Raw genomic sequence first — 17472 nt, 5'->3', positions numbered from 1 at the left:
GAGAGCGATGCTCGCTCCATTGACCAATGGCAGCAAGAGCAACTTTATTCAGACATCGTTGCTCTGGAGGCAACGATGATGCGAAGGCATAAAAGACGGGACCCGCCAGAACGGCGGGTCCGGAAGGGATCAGAGTGTCGGCAATTGCCCGATGCGCCCCATCATCTCGGTCACGATCTGCAGGTCCAGCAGGAACTGGTCGACCGTCTTGAACTCGTTGTCGGTGTGGCCGGTGTATTTGTTCTCGGGCCGGGCCAGACCGAACTGCACGCCATTGGGCAATTCATGAACCGAAGTGGCGCCGGCAGAGGTGCCGAACTCGTGTTTCATGCCAAGGTTTTCGCTGGCCACGGCCAGCAGGGCCTTGACCCATTCACCCTCGGGGTTGCGGTACATCGGCTCGGCAATCGAGTAATCGAACGTCGCTGCAACGTGGGACTTTTTGCTCCAGGCGCCAATCTTGTCGGCGATTTCGGCCTTGAGTGCTTCCGGGGACTTGCCCTTCGGCACGCGCAAGTTGACCGCGAGCTTGAAGGTCTTTTCATCCATCCCGACAAACGTCAGGGAGGTGGTCAGCGGTCCCATGAAGGCATCGGAGAAGCCGACCGCCAATTTGCCACCCAGGTAATCCAGCCCCCAGTTATCGGAGGCATAGCGGGCGGCGTCGGTGATGTGGTTGTGCTTGAGCGCGACCTTGCCGTCGAGGCCATTGATGAAGACCAGCATCCGCGATACCGGGTTAACGCCTGACTCCGGCTCGGAGGAGTGGGCGGAAACGCCGGTGACCGTCAGCTTGACGTTCTTGCCGTCAACCTTGGCGTTCACGCTGAAATTGCCGCCATTGCGCTTGGCAAAATCGGTACCGGCCTTCTGCAGGCTGGCTGCCAGTTCAGCAGGCTTGTCGCTCAATAGAGTGGCGACCGAAGCCGACGGAATCTGGTTGGTGGCCAGGCCGCCAGTCATCGAGACGATTTCAGCGCCCTTGCCGTCGGCCTTGCGCTTGGGGAAGTTGGCCATGACGGTGCCGTAGCCTTTCTCGGCAATCACCACCGGATAGCCGCCATCCAGCGCCAGGTTGTAGTTGGGTGTCGGGTTGTGTTCGAAGTAGTAGGGGATGGCGTCGCCCGAAGTTTCCTCGGTGGTGTCGACCAACAGCTTGAAATTCCTCGCCAGCGGCAGTTTTTCTTCCTTGATCACTTTCATGGCGTAGAGCGCCACCACGATACCGTTCTTGTCATCCTCGGTGCCCCGGCCATACATGCGGTCGCCAATCAGGGTGACCTTGAACGGATCGAGTTTGGTGCCGTCTTCCAGGACCCAGTTCTCCGGTGTCACGGGCACCACGTCGGCGTGGGCGTGAATGCCGACCACTTCATCGCCACTGCCCTCGAGGGAGATCTCATAGACGCGGTTGTCGATGTTGCGAAAGTTAAGGTTGAAGGCCTGGGCCAGGCTCCTGATCTTGTCGGCGATCTTGGTGAATTCAGGGTTGTCGTGCTGGGCAACGCCGTCCACGTTGAAGGTCGGGATGGCTACCAGTTCGCGTAGCGTTTCGGTGGCGGCGTTGCCGTACTTCACTCGCGCATAGAGCCCAAGCAGGCGATGGATTTCGTTCTGCTGGTCGGCGGAAAGGGTCTTGTTGTCCAGAAAGGCACTGATTGCCGCGCCGAGGTCATCGGTTTTGGCCAGATCGGTCTTGCCCAGGCTGGTCAGGAACTGCCTGAAATCAGTGGCCGATGCGTCACTGAACGTTTTGAGGATGGTCGCGCTCTGTTCCGGGGTGATGTTGGCGTGCGCGGCCGTGGTGAACGATGAAAGGCTGGCCAACATCAGGGTGGTTGCGGCCAGGTGCTTGAGTGAGAAGTCCATTGCTGGGGGCATTCCTTTGCAGGGAGTGAGTTAGAAGAGTTTGATTAATGAAACAAAACGTTTCCAACCTACCACCACGGGGGCGCAACAGGGGAGCCCTGAAGCGGGATCTGTCGCACAGCCGTGCAAATGCGGCGCAGAAATGAAAAAGAGACTCGGCCCGTTTTCGCGGCGAGTTTTACGAGATGTGTGCAGATTAAGCATTGGCTGGAGATGTTGTAGGGTAGATGACATTTGTGCACTTTTATAAAGCCGCGCGGCCTCTCGCTGCACTATGCGAAGGCAAGAGCGACCTGTTTTCACGGTGAATTCCATGCCGAAACGTCAGAAAGACCGCCCCTGAGCAGCACTTTCGTGATCTGGCACAAACACTGCAATACACCGAACAGGCCCACCCTGAATGCAATCGAGTGGGCAGCCCCCTCGGTCAACGACGATCGAATCATGGGCAACATCGGTGGATCAGGCATAGACGTCTGGTGCTAACACCGCAAAAGAACAGGCAAAGACGCCTGGAACCGCAAGGTTTCAGGCGTTTTTTTTTGCTTTTTGAACCGTTTTAGCCGGGTGCTTCTTATGAATTCCAATGTTGCCGCGTTGAACAAAGTGCAAACGCTGATCGTGATCGGCAATGGCATGGTCGGACATCATTGCGTCGAACAGTTGATCGAGCGGGGCGCTCTTGACCAGTATCGGCTGCACGTCTTCAGCGAGGAGCCGATGCGTGCCTACGACCGTGTGCATCTGTCCGAGTACTTCTCGGGCCGCGATGCCGAATCGTTGGCGCTGTCCGATGCATCGCTTTACCAGACGCCGGGCGTCACCCTGCATTTGGGTGTGCCGGTGCTGGAAATCGACCGCGCTCGGTGCCAGGTGATGACCGCGCAGGGCTGCATCCCTTACGACAAATTGGTGTTGGCCACCGGCTCCTATCCGTTTGTGCCGCCCGTCGAAGGTGCCGAAGGCGATTCGCGTCTGGTGTATCGAACCCTTGAAGACCTCGACGCGATCCGTGCCGCCGCTGCCAACGCCCGACGCGGCGTGGTGGTCGGCGGTGGCCTGCTGGGCCTTGAAGCCGCCAATGCGCTGAAAAGCCTCGGTCTGGAAGCGCATGTCGTGGAGTTCGCCCCGCGCCTGATGCCGGTGCAACTGGACGAAATGGGGGGGCTTGCGCTCAAGTCGCAGATCGAAAGACTGGGTGTCGGTGTGCACCTGTCGCGCGCCACTCAATCAATCAGTGCGGGCGAGGAGTACCGCTACCGCATGAATTTCGCCAACGGCGAGTTTCTTGAAACCGACCTGATCGTGTTCTCGGCCGGCATCCGCGCACAAGATGCGCTGGCCCGCCACTGTGCCTTGGAGATCGGTCCGCGCGGCGGCGTGGTAATTAACGACGAATGCCTGACCAGCGACCCGGACATTTACGCCATCGGCGAGTGCGCCTCCTGGAATGGCGGGCTGTTCGGCCTGGTCGCGCCGGGCTACCAGATGGCGCGCGGTGTGGCGGCACGTCTGTGCAACGACATGGCCGAGCCGTTTCTGGGGGCCGACATGTCGACCAAACTCAAGCTGCTGGGCGTCGACGTCGGCTCCATCGGCGATGCGCATGGCCACACGCCGGGTGCGCGCAGCTTTCAGTTCATCGACGAAACCACGGCCAGCTATCGGCGGCTGGTGGTGGATGCCTGCGGCAAACACGTCATCGGCGCGGTGCTGGTCGGCGACAACAGCTATTACGACACGCTGCTGCAATACATGCAGAACGCAATTGCCTTGCCGGCAGAGCCCGCCAGTCTGATCCTGCCGTCATCCGAAGGTGCGCCGACGTTGGGGCCGGGCGCGTTGCCGGAATCGGCCACGGTCTGCTCGTGCCACAACGTCACCAAGGGTTCCATCTGCTCGGCCATCGATGGCGGCTGCACCGACCTGGGTCTGCTCAAGTCTCAGACCAAGGCCTGCACCGGCTGTGGCGGTTGTGCCGGGCTGCTCAAGCAAGTCTTCGAGCACGAGCTGATTGCCCGAGGCGTCAGTGTCGATAAAAGCCTGTGCGAACACTTCGCCTATACCCGTCAGGAGCTGTATGCGCTGGTTCGCGTAGAAGGGGTGATCACCTTCGAGGAACTGCTGGCCAAACATGGCCGTGGCCACACCGGCTGCGACGTGTGCAAACCGGCCGTGGGCTCGATCCTCGCGTCGTGCTGGAACCAGCCGATCATGGATGCCTCGCTGGTACCGTTGCAGGACACCAACGACACCTTCATGGCCAACATGCAGAAGAACGGCACCTATTCGGTGGTGCCGCGCATTCCCGGTGGTGAAATCACCGCCGACAAACTGATCGCCATCGGAGTTGTGGCGAAAAAATACGACCTCTACACCAAAATCACCGGTGGTCAGCGAATCGACCTGTTCGGCGCGCAGTTGCATGAATTGCCGGACATCTGGGCCGAGCTGATCGAAGCCGGTTTCGAAACCGGGCACGCCTACGGCAAATCGACCCGGACGGTGAAGTCTTGCGTCGGCAGTACCTGGTGCCGTTATGGCGTGCAGGACAGCGTACAAATGGCCCTGACCATCGAGGACCGCTACAAAGGTCTGCGCTCGCCGCACAAGCTCAAGTTCGCGGTGTCCGGTTGCACCCGTGAGTGCGCCGAAGCCCAGAGCAAAGACGTCGGCGTGATCGCCACCGAGAAGGGCTGGAACCTCTACATCGCCGGTAACGGCGGCATGCGTCCGCGCCACGCGGAGCTGTTTGCCACTGACCTCGACGATGCAACACTGATCCGCTACATCGACCGCTTCCTGATGTTCTACATCCGCACCGCCGACAAACTGCAACGCACTTCGGTATGGCGCGAAAGCCTGGAGGGTGGCCTCGATTTCCTCAAAGAGGTGATCATCAACGACAGCCTCGGACTCGGTGCCGAACTCGAATCGCAGATGCAATTGGTGGTCGACCGCTATGAATGCGAGTGGGCCAACGCCCTCAAAGACCCGGAAAAACTCAAGCGCTTCCGCACCTTCGTCAACGATAAACGCCCGGACCCGGACATCCACTTTGTCCAGGAGCGTGGTCAACGGCGCCCGATCATGGCCGCTGAACTCAACCTGATCCCAGTCACCGAGGAGATTGCCTGATGAGCCAGTCCACTACCCAACGCCTCGATTCCCTGGTCAGCAGCGATGTCTGGCACACCGTGTGCGAGCAACAGGACCTTGTCTCTAACTCCGGCGTCGTCGTGTGGCTCGACGGCGCACAAGTGGCGCTGTTCTATCTGCCGGACGCCGAGGGTCGAAGCCTCTATGCCATCGACAACCATGACCCGCAATCCGGGGCAAACGTCATCGGACGCGGGTTGGTCGGCAGCATCAAGGGGGATCTTGTTGTTGCTTCACCGATCTACAAACAGCATTTCCGCCTCGAGGACGGCAGTTGCCTGGAGTATCCACAGCAACGTTTGCGGGTCTGGCCGGTACGGCTGAACGGCGGTTGGGTTGAAGTCGGGGTGGCCTGAGTTCAAGCATCGGCAATGAGCAACGATAGCGGAGGCATCCATGAAAACAGCCGCACAGCTGCTGAAACTGAAAGTCGTGCAAAACCAGCACGTGCATAGCATCGCGCCAGACCAGATGGTTCTTGATGCACTGAAAATGATGGCCGAGAAGAATGTGGGCGCACTGCCGGTCATCGAAGCGGGGCAGGTGGTCGGCGTTATCAGCGAGCGCGACTATGCGCGCAAAGTCGTTCTGCAGGGGCGTTCCTCGGTCGGCACGCCGGTGCGCGACATCATGAGCGCGCCGGTGGTGACAGCCGACAGTCAGCAGAGCATCGAGCGCTGTATGGCCGTCATGACCGACAGCCACCTGCGTCATCTGCCGGTGGTGGACAGCGGCGAGCTGATCGGTTTGTTGTCGATTGGCGACCTGGTCAAAGAAGCGATTGTCGAGCAGGCCGATTTGATCCGGCAGTTGGAGCACTACATTCGGGGGCACTAAGTGGGCCGGGGAGACGTTGAAGCCGATTTGGGGACGTGGGCGAAGAGTCGAGCCTGCATCCAGACACGCAAAGCACCCGACAATTTTTTTTTGAAATCAAGGGGTTGCCAGCCTTCGGAAATCAGTACATAATTCACGCCATCGAAAGCACTGACCGCTGAAAAAGCTCAATGTTTTCAAGGGGTTAGATCTAGAATCTAATTCCAAGTTTGTACGCGTTTGATGTTGTGCTACATGACATCAGGTGCTTGAGGCCGAGTAGCAAAATGGTTATGCAGTGGATTGCAAATCCACCTACGCCGGTTCGATTCCGACCTCGGCCTCCACTTTAAACAAGCTCCGTAGATCGATGATTTACGGAGCTTTTTTATTTGCACAGCCCTGCAAGATTTAGTCTTGAAACGGGTATTTGCGAACTTGCTTCACCGGGACGGGATGTATATATTTCGTCCTCTGCTGCACAAGAGTCAGAACTGACAGATCCACGTTTGTCAGGCTACAGACTGCTTACCGCGCTACCGCCCGAATGGCGAAACTGGTAGACGCATGGGACTTAAAATCCCCCGCTCGTAAGGGCGTGCCGGTTCGATTCCGGCTTCGGGCACCATCTAAAATCAAGGGTTTGCGGGCGAAAGCTGATGCAAGCCCTTGTTTGTTTCTGGTCCGCTATTTTGCAGTTGGTCCGCAATTCACTTGGTAGGAGATACCTTTTTGCCCAAGCGATTTCGGATGTATTGCTCTGTCATAACCACGGTCGTATGCCCAAGTTGATCCCTCGCTTGCATAATGTCACCACTTGATTCGGCTTTATCCGTACCTGCCTTAGCGCGCAAATCTCGCATCTGAAATTCAGCCTTAGCGACATCGGCCGCTTCCCTGGCCAGGTCAAACCTTCTCCGCAACATCGCCACTGTCATCGGTGTGCCATCCTCTGCAACGATCAACCGCGTCGAGCGGACCTTGTGTTCTGATTTCCGGGACATGATTCGATCAATCAAAATCTTCAGCTCTCCAGTCACCTCAATCCGACGCTTTGCTTTTGTTTTCCCCTGGAGAACCCAAATCTGCCCGTCGCGCACGTCTCGCTCATCCATCAGCCGCGTGTCCGTTACGCGTTGACCAGTTAGATAGGCGAGGTCCATTGCGTCGCGGAGCCCCGCATCCGCCTTGTCGTGCACTCGTTTGAACAATTCGTCTTCGACGTAAGTGTCTCGGCCGTTCTCTTTGTTGCCCTTTATGCCCGCGCAGGGATTGGCGAGTGACGTGTAGCCCTTGTCCCGCATAGTTCCAGATCGCGCTGAGCAGTGCCTTTTCACGATTCGCCCGAACCGGCGCGGCTTTGCGCCAGGTGAGGTACTGGCGAACATGTAAAGGCTCGATCGTTTCCAGTGGCGCGGGCGGATCATCGAAGAACGCGATCAGGTTCTTCATCTCGCGCTTGTTGTCTGCCTGGGTTGCCGTGCCTTTAGTGGGGACGACATCGACCATGTACTTTTCGGCGACGTAGCGAAATGTGATCACCTTGGCGACCAGGTCGGTCGCGGTGCGGTCTCGCTCAAGCTTGGCGTACGCCATGATTGCTAGCCCATAGTCGCTTACGCATTCCACAAGGCCGGGATTGAACGGGTGTGCTGCGTTTTTGGATGTTTGTGCGATAGCGTGCGGATTTTCGATAGGGCAGCGGAACACCTCATCGGATGACGCCGGTTTATGGCGTCACTCGATGACTGCGAGTGAGGGCAAAAGACTCAGAGAGGGGCAAAGACAGAACGTCAGCGACAACGCCAACGACCCGGCGTGGCCCCGGTCGCGCAACGGAATACCCGGTTGAAATGACTTTGGTCGGTAAAGCCGCAGGTCACTGCGATTTCAGAGAGCGTGTTGGTGGAGTGGCGCAGCAAATCCTTAGCTCGTTCGATACGCATGGTCCGTAGCCAGCGGTAAGGAGGTGCCCCGACGCTACGACTGAAGGCGCGGGAAAAATGGGCCCGTGACGATCCGCACTCATGAGCGATGGTGGCAATCCCAAAGAACCATCGAGATTGGCACTTAGCAGTTCTTGGCTCGGCGGATTTGCCACTGAGCGAGTCGGCAGTTGGGCCGTCCGGTGCTGAAAATCCGGACAACTCGATGTGTCGGAATAAAGACTGGGGGCAGTTTCGCGACCCAACGGGGCTAGCCCCATTCGCCACAGGTTTCTCGCTCGCATCAATATTTTCTTCAGCATTAATTTGCAAGTCGGTTTTTTTAACAACGATTAACCTAAAGCTGAAACGATTCCGCACGATAGGTTCTATATCTATTATCGAATGGCGTCGCATATCCATGAATCTGAGAAAACTAAATATCGCTCCTCGTGCTGCACTGTGTTTTGGGTTTTTCGCGCTACTGGTCGTGATCCAGGGGCTGTTTTCCCTCCAGCATTCTGCCGCGATGGCGGAGGCGGAAAAGCTGATCGAGACCAATGTTATCCCGAGCATTCAAACCATTGGCCAGATGCAGCTTTCGTTACGGCAAATCCGTCTGGACAACGCCTTGCTGCGTTTATACCGGGATGACACGCAAAAGCGTGATCCGGTGTTGACGGACGTGAAGGCTGCGCGCGATGCGCTGCAGGGTTATGCCGATCAAATGGGAGGCTTATTGACTACCGAGCAAGGCAGGGCGATCCACGCCCAACTAATGTTGAACCTGCGGGATTACTTCGGCATGCATCAGCGATTCCTCGATGCATTGGCGCAAGGTCAGTACGATCAGGCGGCGAGCTTTTCTGCGCCCGATGGCGGCATGACTCTGGCCGCGGTAAAGCTCAATGACAGCATCGATCAGTTGAGTAAGAGGACGGACCAGAAAACCATCAATGCCGGTAACAAGGCCCGCGACGCTTACAGCACCAGCCGGATCACGGCACTGATTGCCATTGTGATTGCATTGCTTGCCACGGTGGTGCTGGCTGCGCTGTTCACCCGTAGCCTCAGCGGGCCGATTGCGCGAGCACTGAGCGTTGCGGAGCGAATCGCCGCCAACGATTTCAGCAAAAGCATTGAGCTCGACTATCAGGATGAGGCGGGACGCCTGCTAGTTGCCTTGGCGTTGATGCAAGATAATCTGCGCACTGCAATAAAGCAGATCGGTGATTCGTCCACCCAGCTAGCGTCGACCTCGGAAGAAATGACCGCTGTGACCGAAGATGCTTTGCGCGGTATGCAGCGGCAAAACGATGAAATCGAGCAAGCGGCCACTGCCGTGAATCAAATGAGCGCGGCGGTCGATGAGGTCGCTCGCAATGCCGTCATGGCCACCACGGCTGCGCAAGCGTCCAGTCAGTCGGCCGAGGTCGGCAAGCAACGCGTTGAGGAAACCGTCAAAGTGATTGGTGAGCTGTTTGAGGATGTTCAGTACACCACGCAAGAGATCAATGATCTGGCCGAACAAATCCAGAACATTACAAAGGTCCTTGATGTCATCCGCGGCGTGGCTGAGCAAACCAACCTGTTGGCGCTGAACGCGGCCATTGAAGCTGCCCGGGCGGGAGAGGCCGGACGCGGGTTCGCTGTGGTCGCCGACGAAGTCCGTGGCTTGGCCCATCGTACTCAGCAGTCCACCAGCGAAATCGAAGGCATGGTCAGTGCGGTACAGGCGGGGGCAGAGAAGGCGGTGAGTGCGATGCAACAAAGTAGCCAGCGTTCACAGCAAAGCCTGAAAGTCGCCGAGTCCGCTTGGACAGCTTTGAATGAAATCACTAACGCAGTCCTGCAAATCAACGAACGCAACGTCAGTATTGCCGCGGCATCAGAAGAGCAGGCTCAGGTGGCTCGTGAAGTCGACCGTAATCTCACCAGCATCCGGGACCTGTCGGTGCAAACTGCCGCGGGGGCAAATCAGACTTCTGCCGCCAGCGGGGACCTTTCGCGCCTGGCGATAGACCTCAACCAAATGGTATTGCGCTTTCGTCTTTAGTGCATCATGGAGGCAGGCCAAGCTGGCCCGCCTCCATCCTTCTCTCGATCTCCAATGTTCGGGGGCTATTAGTTTGACCACAGAGCTGGTCAGCTCACTCCACGCGTTGCTCTACTGTGTAATCAAATACAATCACGCCGCCAGACGCCAGCATCGGACCCACAAACTCCTTGAAGCGCTGGTGTACAGGCTCGTAGTACTGCGCATCGCTGACAAGCGGTTGGCCTACGTAATAGTTACGGTCGCCCTGTGAGCGGAAGGTCACCACGAACGCCTGCTCCAGGTTTTGGTCTGCGCCCTCGCCACTATGCTGTTGACCGGTCTCGATCGACACAATGAAGGGAAGCGTTTTGCGCAGGCTGCTTTTCTGCATGGACAGAAAACGTCGGGTGATCTCCGCGCGTTGATCGCGTGTAACGTTTTCCTTGTAGCGGAACAGCACGATGTGTCGAACCACGCCGAGCTTGTAGTCGGGGGCGATGAAGCGTTCGACGCCTGTGTGCTGAAGTTCTTGAGCAAGTGTCGAAACAGCGGTTGTCTGCACGGTTTTTTCCTCTGCCTGACCGATCAAAGGCATTAGCCCGAGTAGGGCAAAGGTGGCGGCGCGGAACCAGCGATTTGTCATGAGTACCTCGGTCTATTCGAAGAATGAAGAATAATTTTTTATCTTATTTGTCTATGGTTAATTTAATCAAGTTACTATTCAGTAAAAACACTTTTGCGCAAAATGTACTTGATATTTTCGATCTAAATAAAGTGTGTTTTTATGCGCTTTATGAGTGCGCTAAATATGTGTTGTGCATCATTTTCGTGTTGTTGTTGTTGTTGTTGTTGTTGCTCGATTTTTTGATCTATCGCTGTAATAAGCGGAGTTGGCGTAATTTATGCTTTTTGAGAAGTGGCGGAGGTAACAACAGGCCAATACCGAGTAGTCGGCGCTGGCTGCACAACATATAGAACTGAAATAGGGCATCTGAAATGAATACGATCAAATGGAGCGTTTTAGCCATGGCCGTTTCGGCAGGCACCACCCAGTTGGCGAGTGCCGACACCTTTGTGAGCGATCAAGCCGCATCCAAGGGGTTCGTTGAGGACAGCAAGCTCGATGTGCTGCTGCGCAACTATTATTTCAGCCGTGATGGTCGAAATGGTGGCGGTGACAGGAAAGACTGGACGCAAGGGTTCCAAGGCACGTTCAGCTCTGGGTTCACTCAAGGTACCGTCGGTGTCGGTGTTGATGCCTTCGGTTACCTGGGGCTGAAGCTGGATGGTGGGGATGGCACTTCAGGCACCGGCAACCTGCCGGCGGACCACGATGGCAAGCCAGAAGATGACTATGGTCGTGCGGGCGGCGCGCTGAAGCTGCGCGTCTCGAAAACGATGCTCAAATGGGGGCAGATGCAACCGACGGCTCCTGTCTTTGGTGCCGGTGGCACGCGCCTGCTACCGCAAACGGCAACCGGCTTCAACCTGCTCAGCAGTGAAATAGCTGGACTGGACCTCGAAGCCGGTCATTTCACCGCTGGCAACAGCCCGGTCACCACTAGTTCTAAGGGCGAACTGTTTGCCACTTATGCCAACCGGGCCACAAGTAGCGTGGACTTCGTTGGCGGACGCTACGCGCTCAGCGACGCGCTTTCGGTGTCCCTGTACGGCGCCGAGTTCAAAGACATCTGGCGCCAGTACTATTCCAACGTCAATTACACCCTGGCTTTGCCGGCCGAGCAGTCGCTGAACTTCGACTTCAATATCTATCGCACCACGGATAAGGGCCGCGCGGACGCCGGGAATATCGATAATACGGCCTGGTCGCTGGCCACTGCCTACACCTTCCTGCCGGGCAATACGGTGACAGTGGCGTATCAAAAAGTGCGAGGTGATACCCCGTTCGACTATGTCGGTTTTGGCGATAACGGCGCGGGGGCGACCGGCGATTCAGTGTTTTTGGCCAACTCCATTCAATATTCGGACTTCAACGGGCCCGGCGAACAGTCCTGGCAAGCGCGTTATGACCTGAAAATGGACAACTATGGGGTTCCGGGCCTGAGTTTCATGGCCCGATACGTCAACGGCAAGGACATCGACGGCAGCAAAATGGCGCTCGACAGCCCATACCGCGAATACGGATATGGCGAGGATGGTAAACATCACGAGACTAACCTTGAGGCCAAATACGTGGTTCAGAGCGGTCCCGCCAAGGATCTTTCGTTACGTATTCGTCAGGCGTGGCACCGAGCCAATACTGACCAGGCCGAAGGCGACCAGAACGAGTTTCGTCTGATCGTCGACTATCCGCTGTCGATACTTTGATCGACCCGCTGTACGTCCGACGTTGAGTCGGACGTACAGCCACCCACCGACAATCAGCAGCCGAAAAAAACCGCAGGTCCAAAGGAGAAAACCTGCGGCGTTGCCTATTCTCACAATGGCGGGAGGTTGCAATGTGAGGTCGGCGAAAATCTAGGACGGAAATCGACGTTGTCCGCCACTTATTAAATGATGGTTATTTCTACAGTCTGCAATATTTAGGACCACTATCGTTGACTAGTTCTGCCTCGGAAGCTATTTCAGCTTAGGCAGTCGGTAGTGGGCGATAATAGTTTTTTTGCTAAAGATCTAAAAGTCGCGTTTGATCAAAACACTTTTGCATAAACTACACACCGTTCTCATGGATAAAATGCCTCGACGTATTATTTGCTTACATCACGTTAACCGTTGGATTGATTAAATACCCGATACAGATTAATAAGCGACTCCTTGGCGCAAGACGAGCCAGCCGGTTCATTTATGTGAATTGTTCAGCAAGGCGCGCTGACGCAGAGCGCGTTGATGAAGTCGGTGGCGGCCTAGCGATAATGTTCACGGGCGGAAAGCTACGGCGAGATTGTTATGCTTCCAACTTCAGTCATGCGGCGAACACCGGGCGCTGGTAGTCCAACGTGGCTTCCCGCTGTTGTCGTTCGCGCAGCTCCAAGGTTCCGGTTAAGCGGCCACGCTGGAAAACCGGCAAGTACAGTCTGGGTCCATAGTTCCATTGGCGTGAGCTCAAGGCCCGATCTGGTCGTTCGGGAGGGGCATGCGTGCCGCTGGTCGTGACTTGAGCGTCGGCGTTGGCGGTGTCCAGGTTAGGGGCCAGTGTCAGTACGCCGGGGTGAATGCGTCGGGTGGTCGCGTGCAGGGCGATCTACTGACCAGACCGCCGTTGGATAACCTTCAGCTTGCTGCTCCCTACAGCGAGTCATATGACGTCGTGAAATCTGGGCAAAATGTATTCGGCAATCTCTTCAATCACCTCCACGACGGGGCGTTCGCTGAGACGCAGATGCAGCCCAACATGCTGCACACCCGACTCACGCAATGCTTCTAGCTCCTCAATGAGAGCCAATCGCCCACCGCGCCCACCGCGCCCACCGAAACGCAGTGGTTTCATCGGCGTATGAGGATCGGCTTCAAGGTCCAGATGCAAAAAGCTGATATAGGGTTTGTCAGCGCCCACCTCACGCCAGAGCCCTACACGCCGACGATATTCCAGCGGTGTAGGCTATTCGTTCAACCTCGACGGTTCGATGATGTACTGCACCTTTGCAGTGCTGTTCATCGCGCAGGCTTACGGCATTGAGTTGTCCATTGGCCCCCAGATCACCATGTTGCTGATTTTGATGCGACCTCCAAGGGCATGGCTGGCGTTCCGCGATGCTCGCTGGTGGTGATCGCAGCGACACTTAGCCAGTTCAACATCCCGGAAGCTGAGCTGCTGCTGATCTTGGGTGTTGATACCTTTCTCGACATGGGCCGCGCGGCCACCAATGCCGTCGGTAACTCTATCGCAAACGCCGTGGTGGCCAAGTGGGAGGGGGAGTTGGTGAGTGAAGAGGAGGCTCAGGTGCAGGCACAAATGCATGACCGCGAGAATGCCGCGTCAATGGGTGCGACAGCGAAGGCCTAAGAAACCGGAGTCAGTACCTTATGTGCCCGAGGTTACATTCATGCACATGGGAGTGACCTCGGGCAGATCATGCTGGTGAGTATTGAAGGCTTGATCCGTACGAGCTCAATGGCCGGGACACGAATCAAGGACTGCTCGAAATGGGAAAGACCATAAACATCACTCTGCTTGGATTCGGCACCACAAGCTGAGCGACGGCAGAAGCACTCAATAGAAACCCGCCATCGTACACATGAACCTCATCGGTCCACTGTGTACCCGGTTCGCAGTTGTCGGTCGCCTGTTACTTAACGGCATACACTTTGCGCACATACCGCGTACTTTTCCACGCGCACAGCGCGCCTTGCGGTACGAATACGCTGTCACCGGTGTTGACCGTCACGTTCGTTCCATCGGGTGCCAGCAAGGTGACGCTGCCTTCAATCAGGTGCATCAGCTCGTTGAGCTTGTGTGCTCGGCCATGACGTTCGTACGGTGTCGAGTCCCACACACCCACACGCAGTTCGGTGGCGTCGTCTTCGAAGGCATTGCGCGATCGGCACTGCGGGGTGGGGCCTATCAGTATTTGCGGTTCCGGTGCTGCCGAAGGAGAAAGCATGGCCAGTGGGTCGAGCGCTGTCAGTCCGGGTGTAGGTTCAGCGGCGGGGCATAAGAGCGCACAGAAGGCCCAACGAGTGTCAGGTTGGGCCAGGATCCGCAACGCGGTACCACGACCGATCACCGCGCTGGCACCGATACTCAGTTCGAGCGTCTGTGTTGCGGTTTGGAGTACGACGTGGCCGGCATGAACCACGATCACTTCAGTGTGCGGAAAGTTATCGTTATCGAGCATTCCGCTTGCCTGCACGATGCCCGCCGTCACGCCATCAGGCCCGGTATAAGCAATCTGACGACCGTCCATGAAGGGGTCGATGGGGCTTAAGGGGGCAGCTTTGAAGGTCGTATTGACAGGACCGCCGTTGGCGCGAGCCAACAGCAGAACGGTAGGTTGGGACATACGGTAACGCTCCATGAAATGAGGTATAGAGGGGAATTGGGTAGCGGTGGCTTCATCGCACGTGTGGTCATCCAATGGCTTGGGTGACTAGTGCGAACTGCCAAACGCTGTCGGTGGTGTGTGGCGGTGTGCCCCGGGCCATCTGCGCCACTGTGTCGACTTGCTTGAGACCTGCCAGCTCCAGCCACTCGGCTAGGCCACTGTCTGCCGGAATGTCGATGCGCACGAAAGCGTCCGGCACTTGCGCCAGCAAAACGGTGATCAGGTGTTTGGCCTGTTCGAGGTTTTCGGCGACCACCGGGCCGATGCAACGACCGCGGCCGAAGGGGCGCAGCAACGCGAAGGCGCGGAGTTGACCGCCACGTTCAATGCCTGCCGACCGCTCGACCACACTGAACAGATCGGTGAGCACCGCTTTCCGATCCAGCCCGCTGCCGGCATTGGCCAGCGACAGCACTTGAGCCTGATCCGCATCACTCAATTCACGGCACAGCTGGCCCTCGGCCAATGCTTCTGTAGCGGGTGCAGAGACGATTCCCTGATGTTGCTGAATCCGGCCGAACTCGACAAAGCCCTGACTGGTGTAAAGCGGTGCACCGGCCAGCGTGGCATTGAGCACTGGCGTGCGTGTCTGGCAGGCATCGAGTGCAAGTTCCATCAGCTTGCGACCGATGCCTTTGCCCTGATAGTCATCACTGACGATCACCAGGCCAATGGTCGCAAACTTGCCCTGTGGGCAGGCGAAAGCGGTGCCGATCAAACGCTCGCCATCCAGCACCACGAAACCATCACTGACCCGTTGCAACATCGCCCAGTCTTCCAAGCGATGCGGCCACTTCAATTGCACGGACAAGGCATGGGCTGCCGGGAGATCTGCTGCGGTCATCGGGCGATAAATATAAGCGGATTGTTGCGGGGCGGACATGGCGAGTCTCCGATAAACAGTGTGCACGAGCGACCGGTTTTCCAGCGCAATGGTGCTTGTATCCCATCTGTGTGAAGGCCTGACAAGAGGGGGTGGAACATTCGGCAGATTCCTCACGTCGAAGGCTGCCAGACCACACTTACTACTTAATTGCACCGCAAGGTCGGCAGCAAATGCTTGGGCTTTTTTTCTACGATGGAAGCCTGAGTTAACGACTCGCCGGCCCTTATTTGGAGTGCTCCATGGATAGTTTCGATCCTCGTCTTATCGCTGTGCGCAGCGCTCATTTTATCGGCGGAAAATACCGCGACGCTCAACCGGGACTGGAAGTGGTGCGGCCCTCGGACGGCCAGGTGTATGCCGGATTGCCGATTGCCGATGTCAACCTGGTGGATGAGGCTGTCAACGATGCCTGGCAGGCATTCAACCGCAGCGATTGGGCTCGTCGCCCACCCCGCGAGCGGGCGCGGGTGATGCGTCGCTGGGCCGACCTGATCGAAGCGGATGCCGAGATCCTCGCACCACTGGAAGCCGTCGGTTCGACCCGTCCGCATAAAGATGTGATTGCCTGGGACATTCCCTATGTCGCCGAAGGTATTCGCTTTTTTGCCGAGCTGGCGGACAAGCACGGCGGCCAGGTCGCGGCGACCCAGACCGATCGGTTGGGCATGCAAATCGCCGAACCCTACGGCGTGATTGCGGCCATCGCGCCGTGGAATTTTCCATTGAGCATGGCTTCCTGGAAAGTCGCCCCGGCGCTGGCAGCAGGGAATGCTGTAGTGCTCAAGCCTTCAGAGCTGACGCCATTCTCCAGTCTGCGCTTCGCCGAGCTGGCGTTGCAGGCGGGCATTCCTGCGGGGATTTTTAACGTGGTGCAGGGTGACGGTCGCGTCACGGGCGATGCCTTGTGCCGTCACCCTCGTGTTGCCAAAGTAACCTTCACCGGATCGACGGCAACAGGTTCTAGCATCATGTCCACCTGCGCGTTGGTCGGTCCAAAACCGGTCACCCTGGAGCTCGGCGGCAAAAGCCCGCAACTGGTGTTTGCCGACGTGCCGGACATTGCCAAAACCGCGCACACCGTGGCGCTGGCCATTACCGGTAACGCCGGGCAGGTCTGCGTATCCGGTTCACGGCTGTTGATCCAGCGTTCGATAATGGAACCCTTTATTGCGCACTTGCAGGCGTATTTCGAAGGATTGCGACCGGCTCCGACCTGGTCACCTGACGGCACATTGTCGCCAATCATCTCCCGATTGCAGGCCAGCCGCATCGACGGCATTGTCCAGCGTTCGCGTCAGGCCGGGGCCGAAGTGTTGACCGGCGGCGGATTATTTGAAGGGTTGGGCGGGGCTTACTACAAACCGACGCTGCTGGTCGGCCTCGACAACCAAAACCCTGCGGTCTGCGAAGAAATCTTCGGCCCGGTACTGACGGTGCAGGCGTTCGATGACGAAGAGCAGGCGCTGAGCCTGGCCGCACACGCCACTTATGGCCTCGCGGCGGGAGTGCACACCGCCGACATCAATCGCGCCCTGCGGCTGGTCCGGCGGCTGGAGGCGGGGACGGTATGGGTCAACCGTTACGGTCGCAGTAACGACTACATTCTGCCAACCGGTGGCTACAAACGCTCCGGCATCGGCAAGGACCTGGGCCGCGAAGCGTTCGAAGCTAACTTGCGCTTCAAGAGTGTGCTGATCGATATCGTGCAGTAGCGCAACTGCTACAAGCGCTTTGAAACCGCACCCAAACGGGCGCTTCCTCAGGGAAGCGCCCGTT

12 protein-coding genes, 2 tRNA genes and 2 pseudogenes are annotated in these 17472 nt (G+C 57.4%); 9 read left to right on the top strand and 7 right to left on the bottom strand.

Annotation, left to right across the window (positions count from 1 at the left end; translation table 11 throughout):
• Positions 1–129: 129 nt before the first annotated feature.
• The gene (locus tag F8N43_RS07505; protein WP_150653515.1) at positions 130–1869 is read right to left on the bottom strand and encodes a dipeptidase; all 1740 of its coding nucleotides are present in this window, start codon (positions 1867–1869) and stop codon (positions 130–132) included.
• A 576-nt stretch (positions 1870–2445) separates the two neighbouring features.
• Between F8N43_RS07505 and nirB the strand changes: the two genes are divergently transcribed.
• The 5 genes from nirB to F8N43_RS07480 all read left to right on the top strand — a co-directional run bounded on the left by nirB (position 2446) and on the right by F8N43_RS07480 (position 6472).
• Positions 2446–5007 carry a nitrite reductase large subunit NirB gene (gene nirB, locus F8N43_RS07500; protein ID WP_150653514.1) on the top strand — a complete coding sequence of 854 codons (2562 nt, stop codon included), beginning with the start codon at positions 2446–2448 and terminating at the stop codon, positions 5005–5007.
• Positions 5007–5384 (top strand): nitrite reductase small subunit NirD, encoded by a 378-nt coding sequence (nirD, locus tag F8N43_RS07495; RefSeq protein WP_150630005.1) that lies wholly within the window; start codon positions 5007–5009, stop codon positions 5382–5384. The genes nirB and nirD overlap by 1 nt, the downstream gene beginning before the upstream one ends.
• 40 nt (positions 5385–5424) lie before the next feature.
• Positions 5425–5865 carry a CBS domain-containing protein gene (locus tag F8N43_RS07490; protein ID WP_150630003.1) on the top strand — a complete coding sequence of 147 codons (441 nt, stop codon included), beginning with the start codon at positions 5425–5427 and terminating at the stop codon, positions 5863–5865.
• A 252-nt stretch (positions 5866–6117) separates the two neighbouring features.
• Positions 6118–6191, top strand: a tRNA-Cys gene (locus tag F8N43_RS07485).
• A 194-nt stretch (positions 6192–6385) separates the two neighbouring features.
• A tRNA-Leu gene (locus tag F8N43_RS07480) sits at positions 6386–6472 on the top strand.
• An 82-nt stretch (positions 6473–6554) separates the two neighbouring features.
• Here F8N43_RS07480 and F8N43_RS07475 read toward each other — a convergent pair.
• Together F8N43_RS07475 and F8N43_RS29855 are read right to left on the bottom strand one after the other, a co-directional pair.
• Positions 6555–7461, bottom strand: a pseudogene (locus tag F8N43_RS07475) (tyrosine-type recombinase/integrase); the annotation flags it as partial.
• A gap of 176 nt (positions 7462–7637) precedes the next feature.
• Positions 7638–8186 carry a helix-turn-helix transcriptional regulator gene (locus F8N43_RS29855; protein ID WP_224787811.1) on the bottom strand — a complete coding sequence of 183 codons (549 nt, stop codon included), beginning with the start codon at positions 8184–8186 and terminating at the stop codon, positions 7638–7640.
• A gap of 4 nt (positions 8187–8190) precedes the next feature.
• Between F8N43_RS29855 and F8N43_RS07465 the strand changes: the two genes are divergently transcribed.
• Positions 8191–9825 (top strand): methyl-accepting chemotaxis protein, encoded by a 1635-nt coding sequence (locus tag F8N43_RS07465; RefSeq protein WP_150653512.1) that lies wholly within the window; start codon positions 8191–8193, stop codon positions 9823–9825.
• Positions 9826–9919: 94 nt separating this feature from the next.
• Here the strand turns inward: F8N43_RS07465 and F8N43_RS07460 are convergent, their stop codons facing one another.
• Positions 9920–10450 carry a Dabb family protein gene (locus F8N43_RS07460; protein ID WP_150653511.1) on the bottom strand — a complete coding sequence of 177 codons (531 nt, stop codon included), beginning with the start codon at positions 10448–10450 and terminating at the stop codon, positions 9920–9922.
• Positions 10451–10803: 353 nt separating this feature from the next.
• On the opposite strand from F8N43_RS07460, the gene F8N43_RS07455 reads away from it, so the two are divergent.
• Positions 10804–12135: an OprD family porin gene (locus F8N43_RS07455; RefSeq protein WP_150653510.1), complete on the top strand. Its 1332-nt coding sequence runs from the start codon at positions 10804–10806 to the stop codon at positions 12133–12135.
• Positions 12136–13063: 928 nt separating this feature from the next.
• On the opposite strand, the gene F8N43_RS07450 is transcribed toward F8N43_RS07455, so the two are convergent.
• Positions 13064–13321, bottom strand: a complete 258-nt coding sequence (locus F8N43_RS07450) for a hypothetical protein (RefSeq protein WP_224787794.1) — start codon at positions 13319–13321, stop codon at positions 13064–13066.
• Positions 13322–13340: 19 nt separating this feature from the next.
• On the opposite strand from F8N43_RS07450, the pseudogene F8N43_RS07445 reads away from it, so the two are divergent.
• Positions 13341–13771: pseudogene (locus F8N43_RS07445) on the top strand (dicarboxylate/amino acid:cation symporter); the annotation flags it as partial.
• 283 nt (positions 13772–14054) lie between these two features.
• On the opposite strand, the gene F8N43_RS07440 reads toward F8N43_RS07445, so the two are convergent.
• Together F8N43_RS07440 and F8N43_RS07435 are read right to left on the bottom strand one after the other, a co-directional pair.
• Positions 14055–14768: a cupin domain-containing protein gene (locus tag F8N43_RS07440; protein WP_150653509.1), complete on the bottom strand. Its 714-nt coding sequence runs from the start codon at positions 14766–14768 to the stop codon at positions 14055–14057.
• 67 nt (positions 14769–14835) lie between these two features.
• Positions 14836–15693 carry a GNAT family N-acetyltransferase gene (locus F8N43_RS07435; RefSeq protein ID WP_150653508.1) on the bottom strand — a complete coding sequence of 286 codons (858 nt, stop codon included), beginning with the start codon at positions 15691–15693 and terminating at the stop codon, positions 14836–14838.
• A gap of 242 nt (positions 15694–15935) precedes the next feature.
• Here F8N43_RS07435 and F8N43_RS07430 point away from each other — a divergent pair, with 242 nt between their 5' ends.
• Positions 15936–17408 (top strand): aldehyde dehydrogenase family protein, encoded by a 1473-nt coding sequence (locus F8N43_RS07430; protein WP_150653507.1) that lies wholly within the window; start codon positions 15936–15938, stop codon positions 17406–17408.
• Positions 17409–17472 lie beyond the last annotated feature (64 nt).

This window comes from Pseudomonas fluorescens (assembly GCF_902498065.1).
In the GTDB taxonomy this organism is placed as follows: Bacteria; Pseudomonadota; Gammaproteobacteria; order Pseudomonadales; family Pseudomonadaceae; genus Aquipseudomonas; species Aquipseudomonas fluorescens_BJ.
The sequence above is the reverse complement of the archived record's forward strand: the minus strand, read 5'-3'. Positions and strand labels throughout refer to the sequence as shown.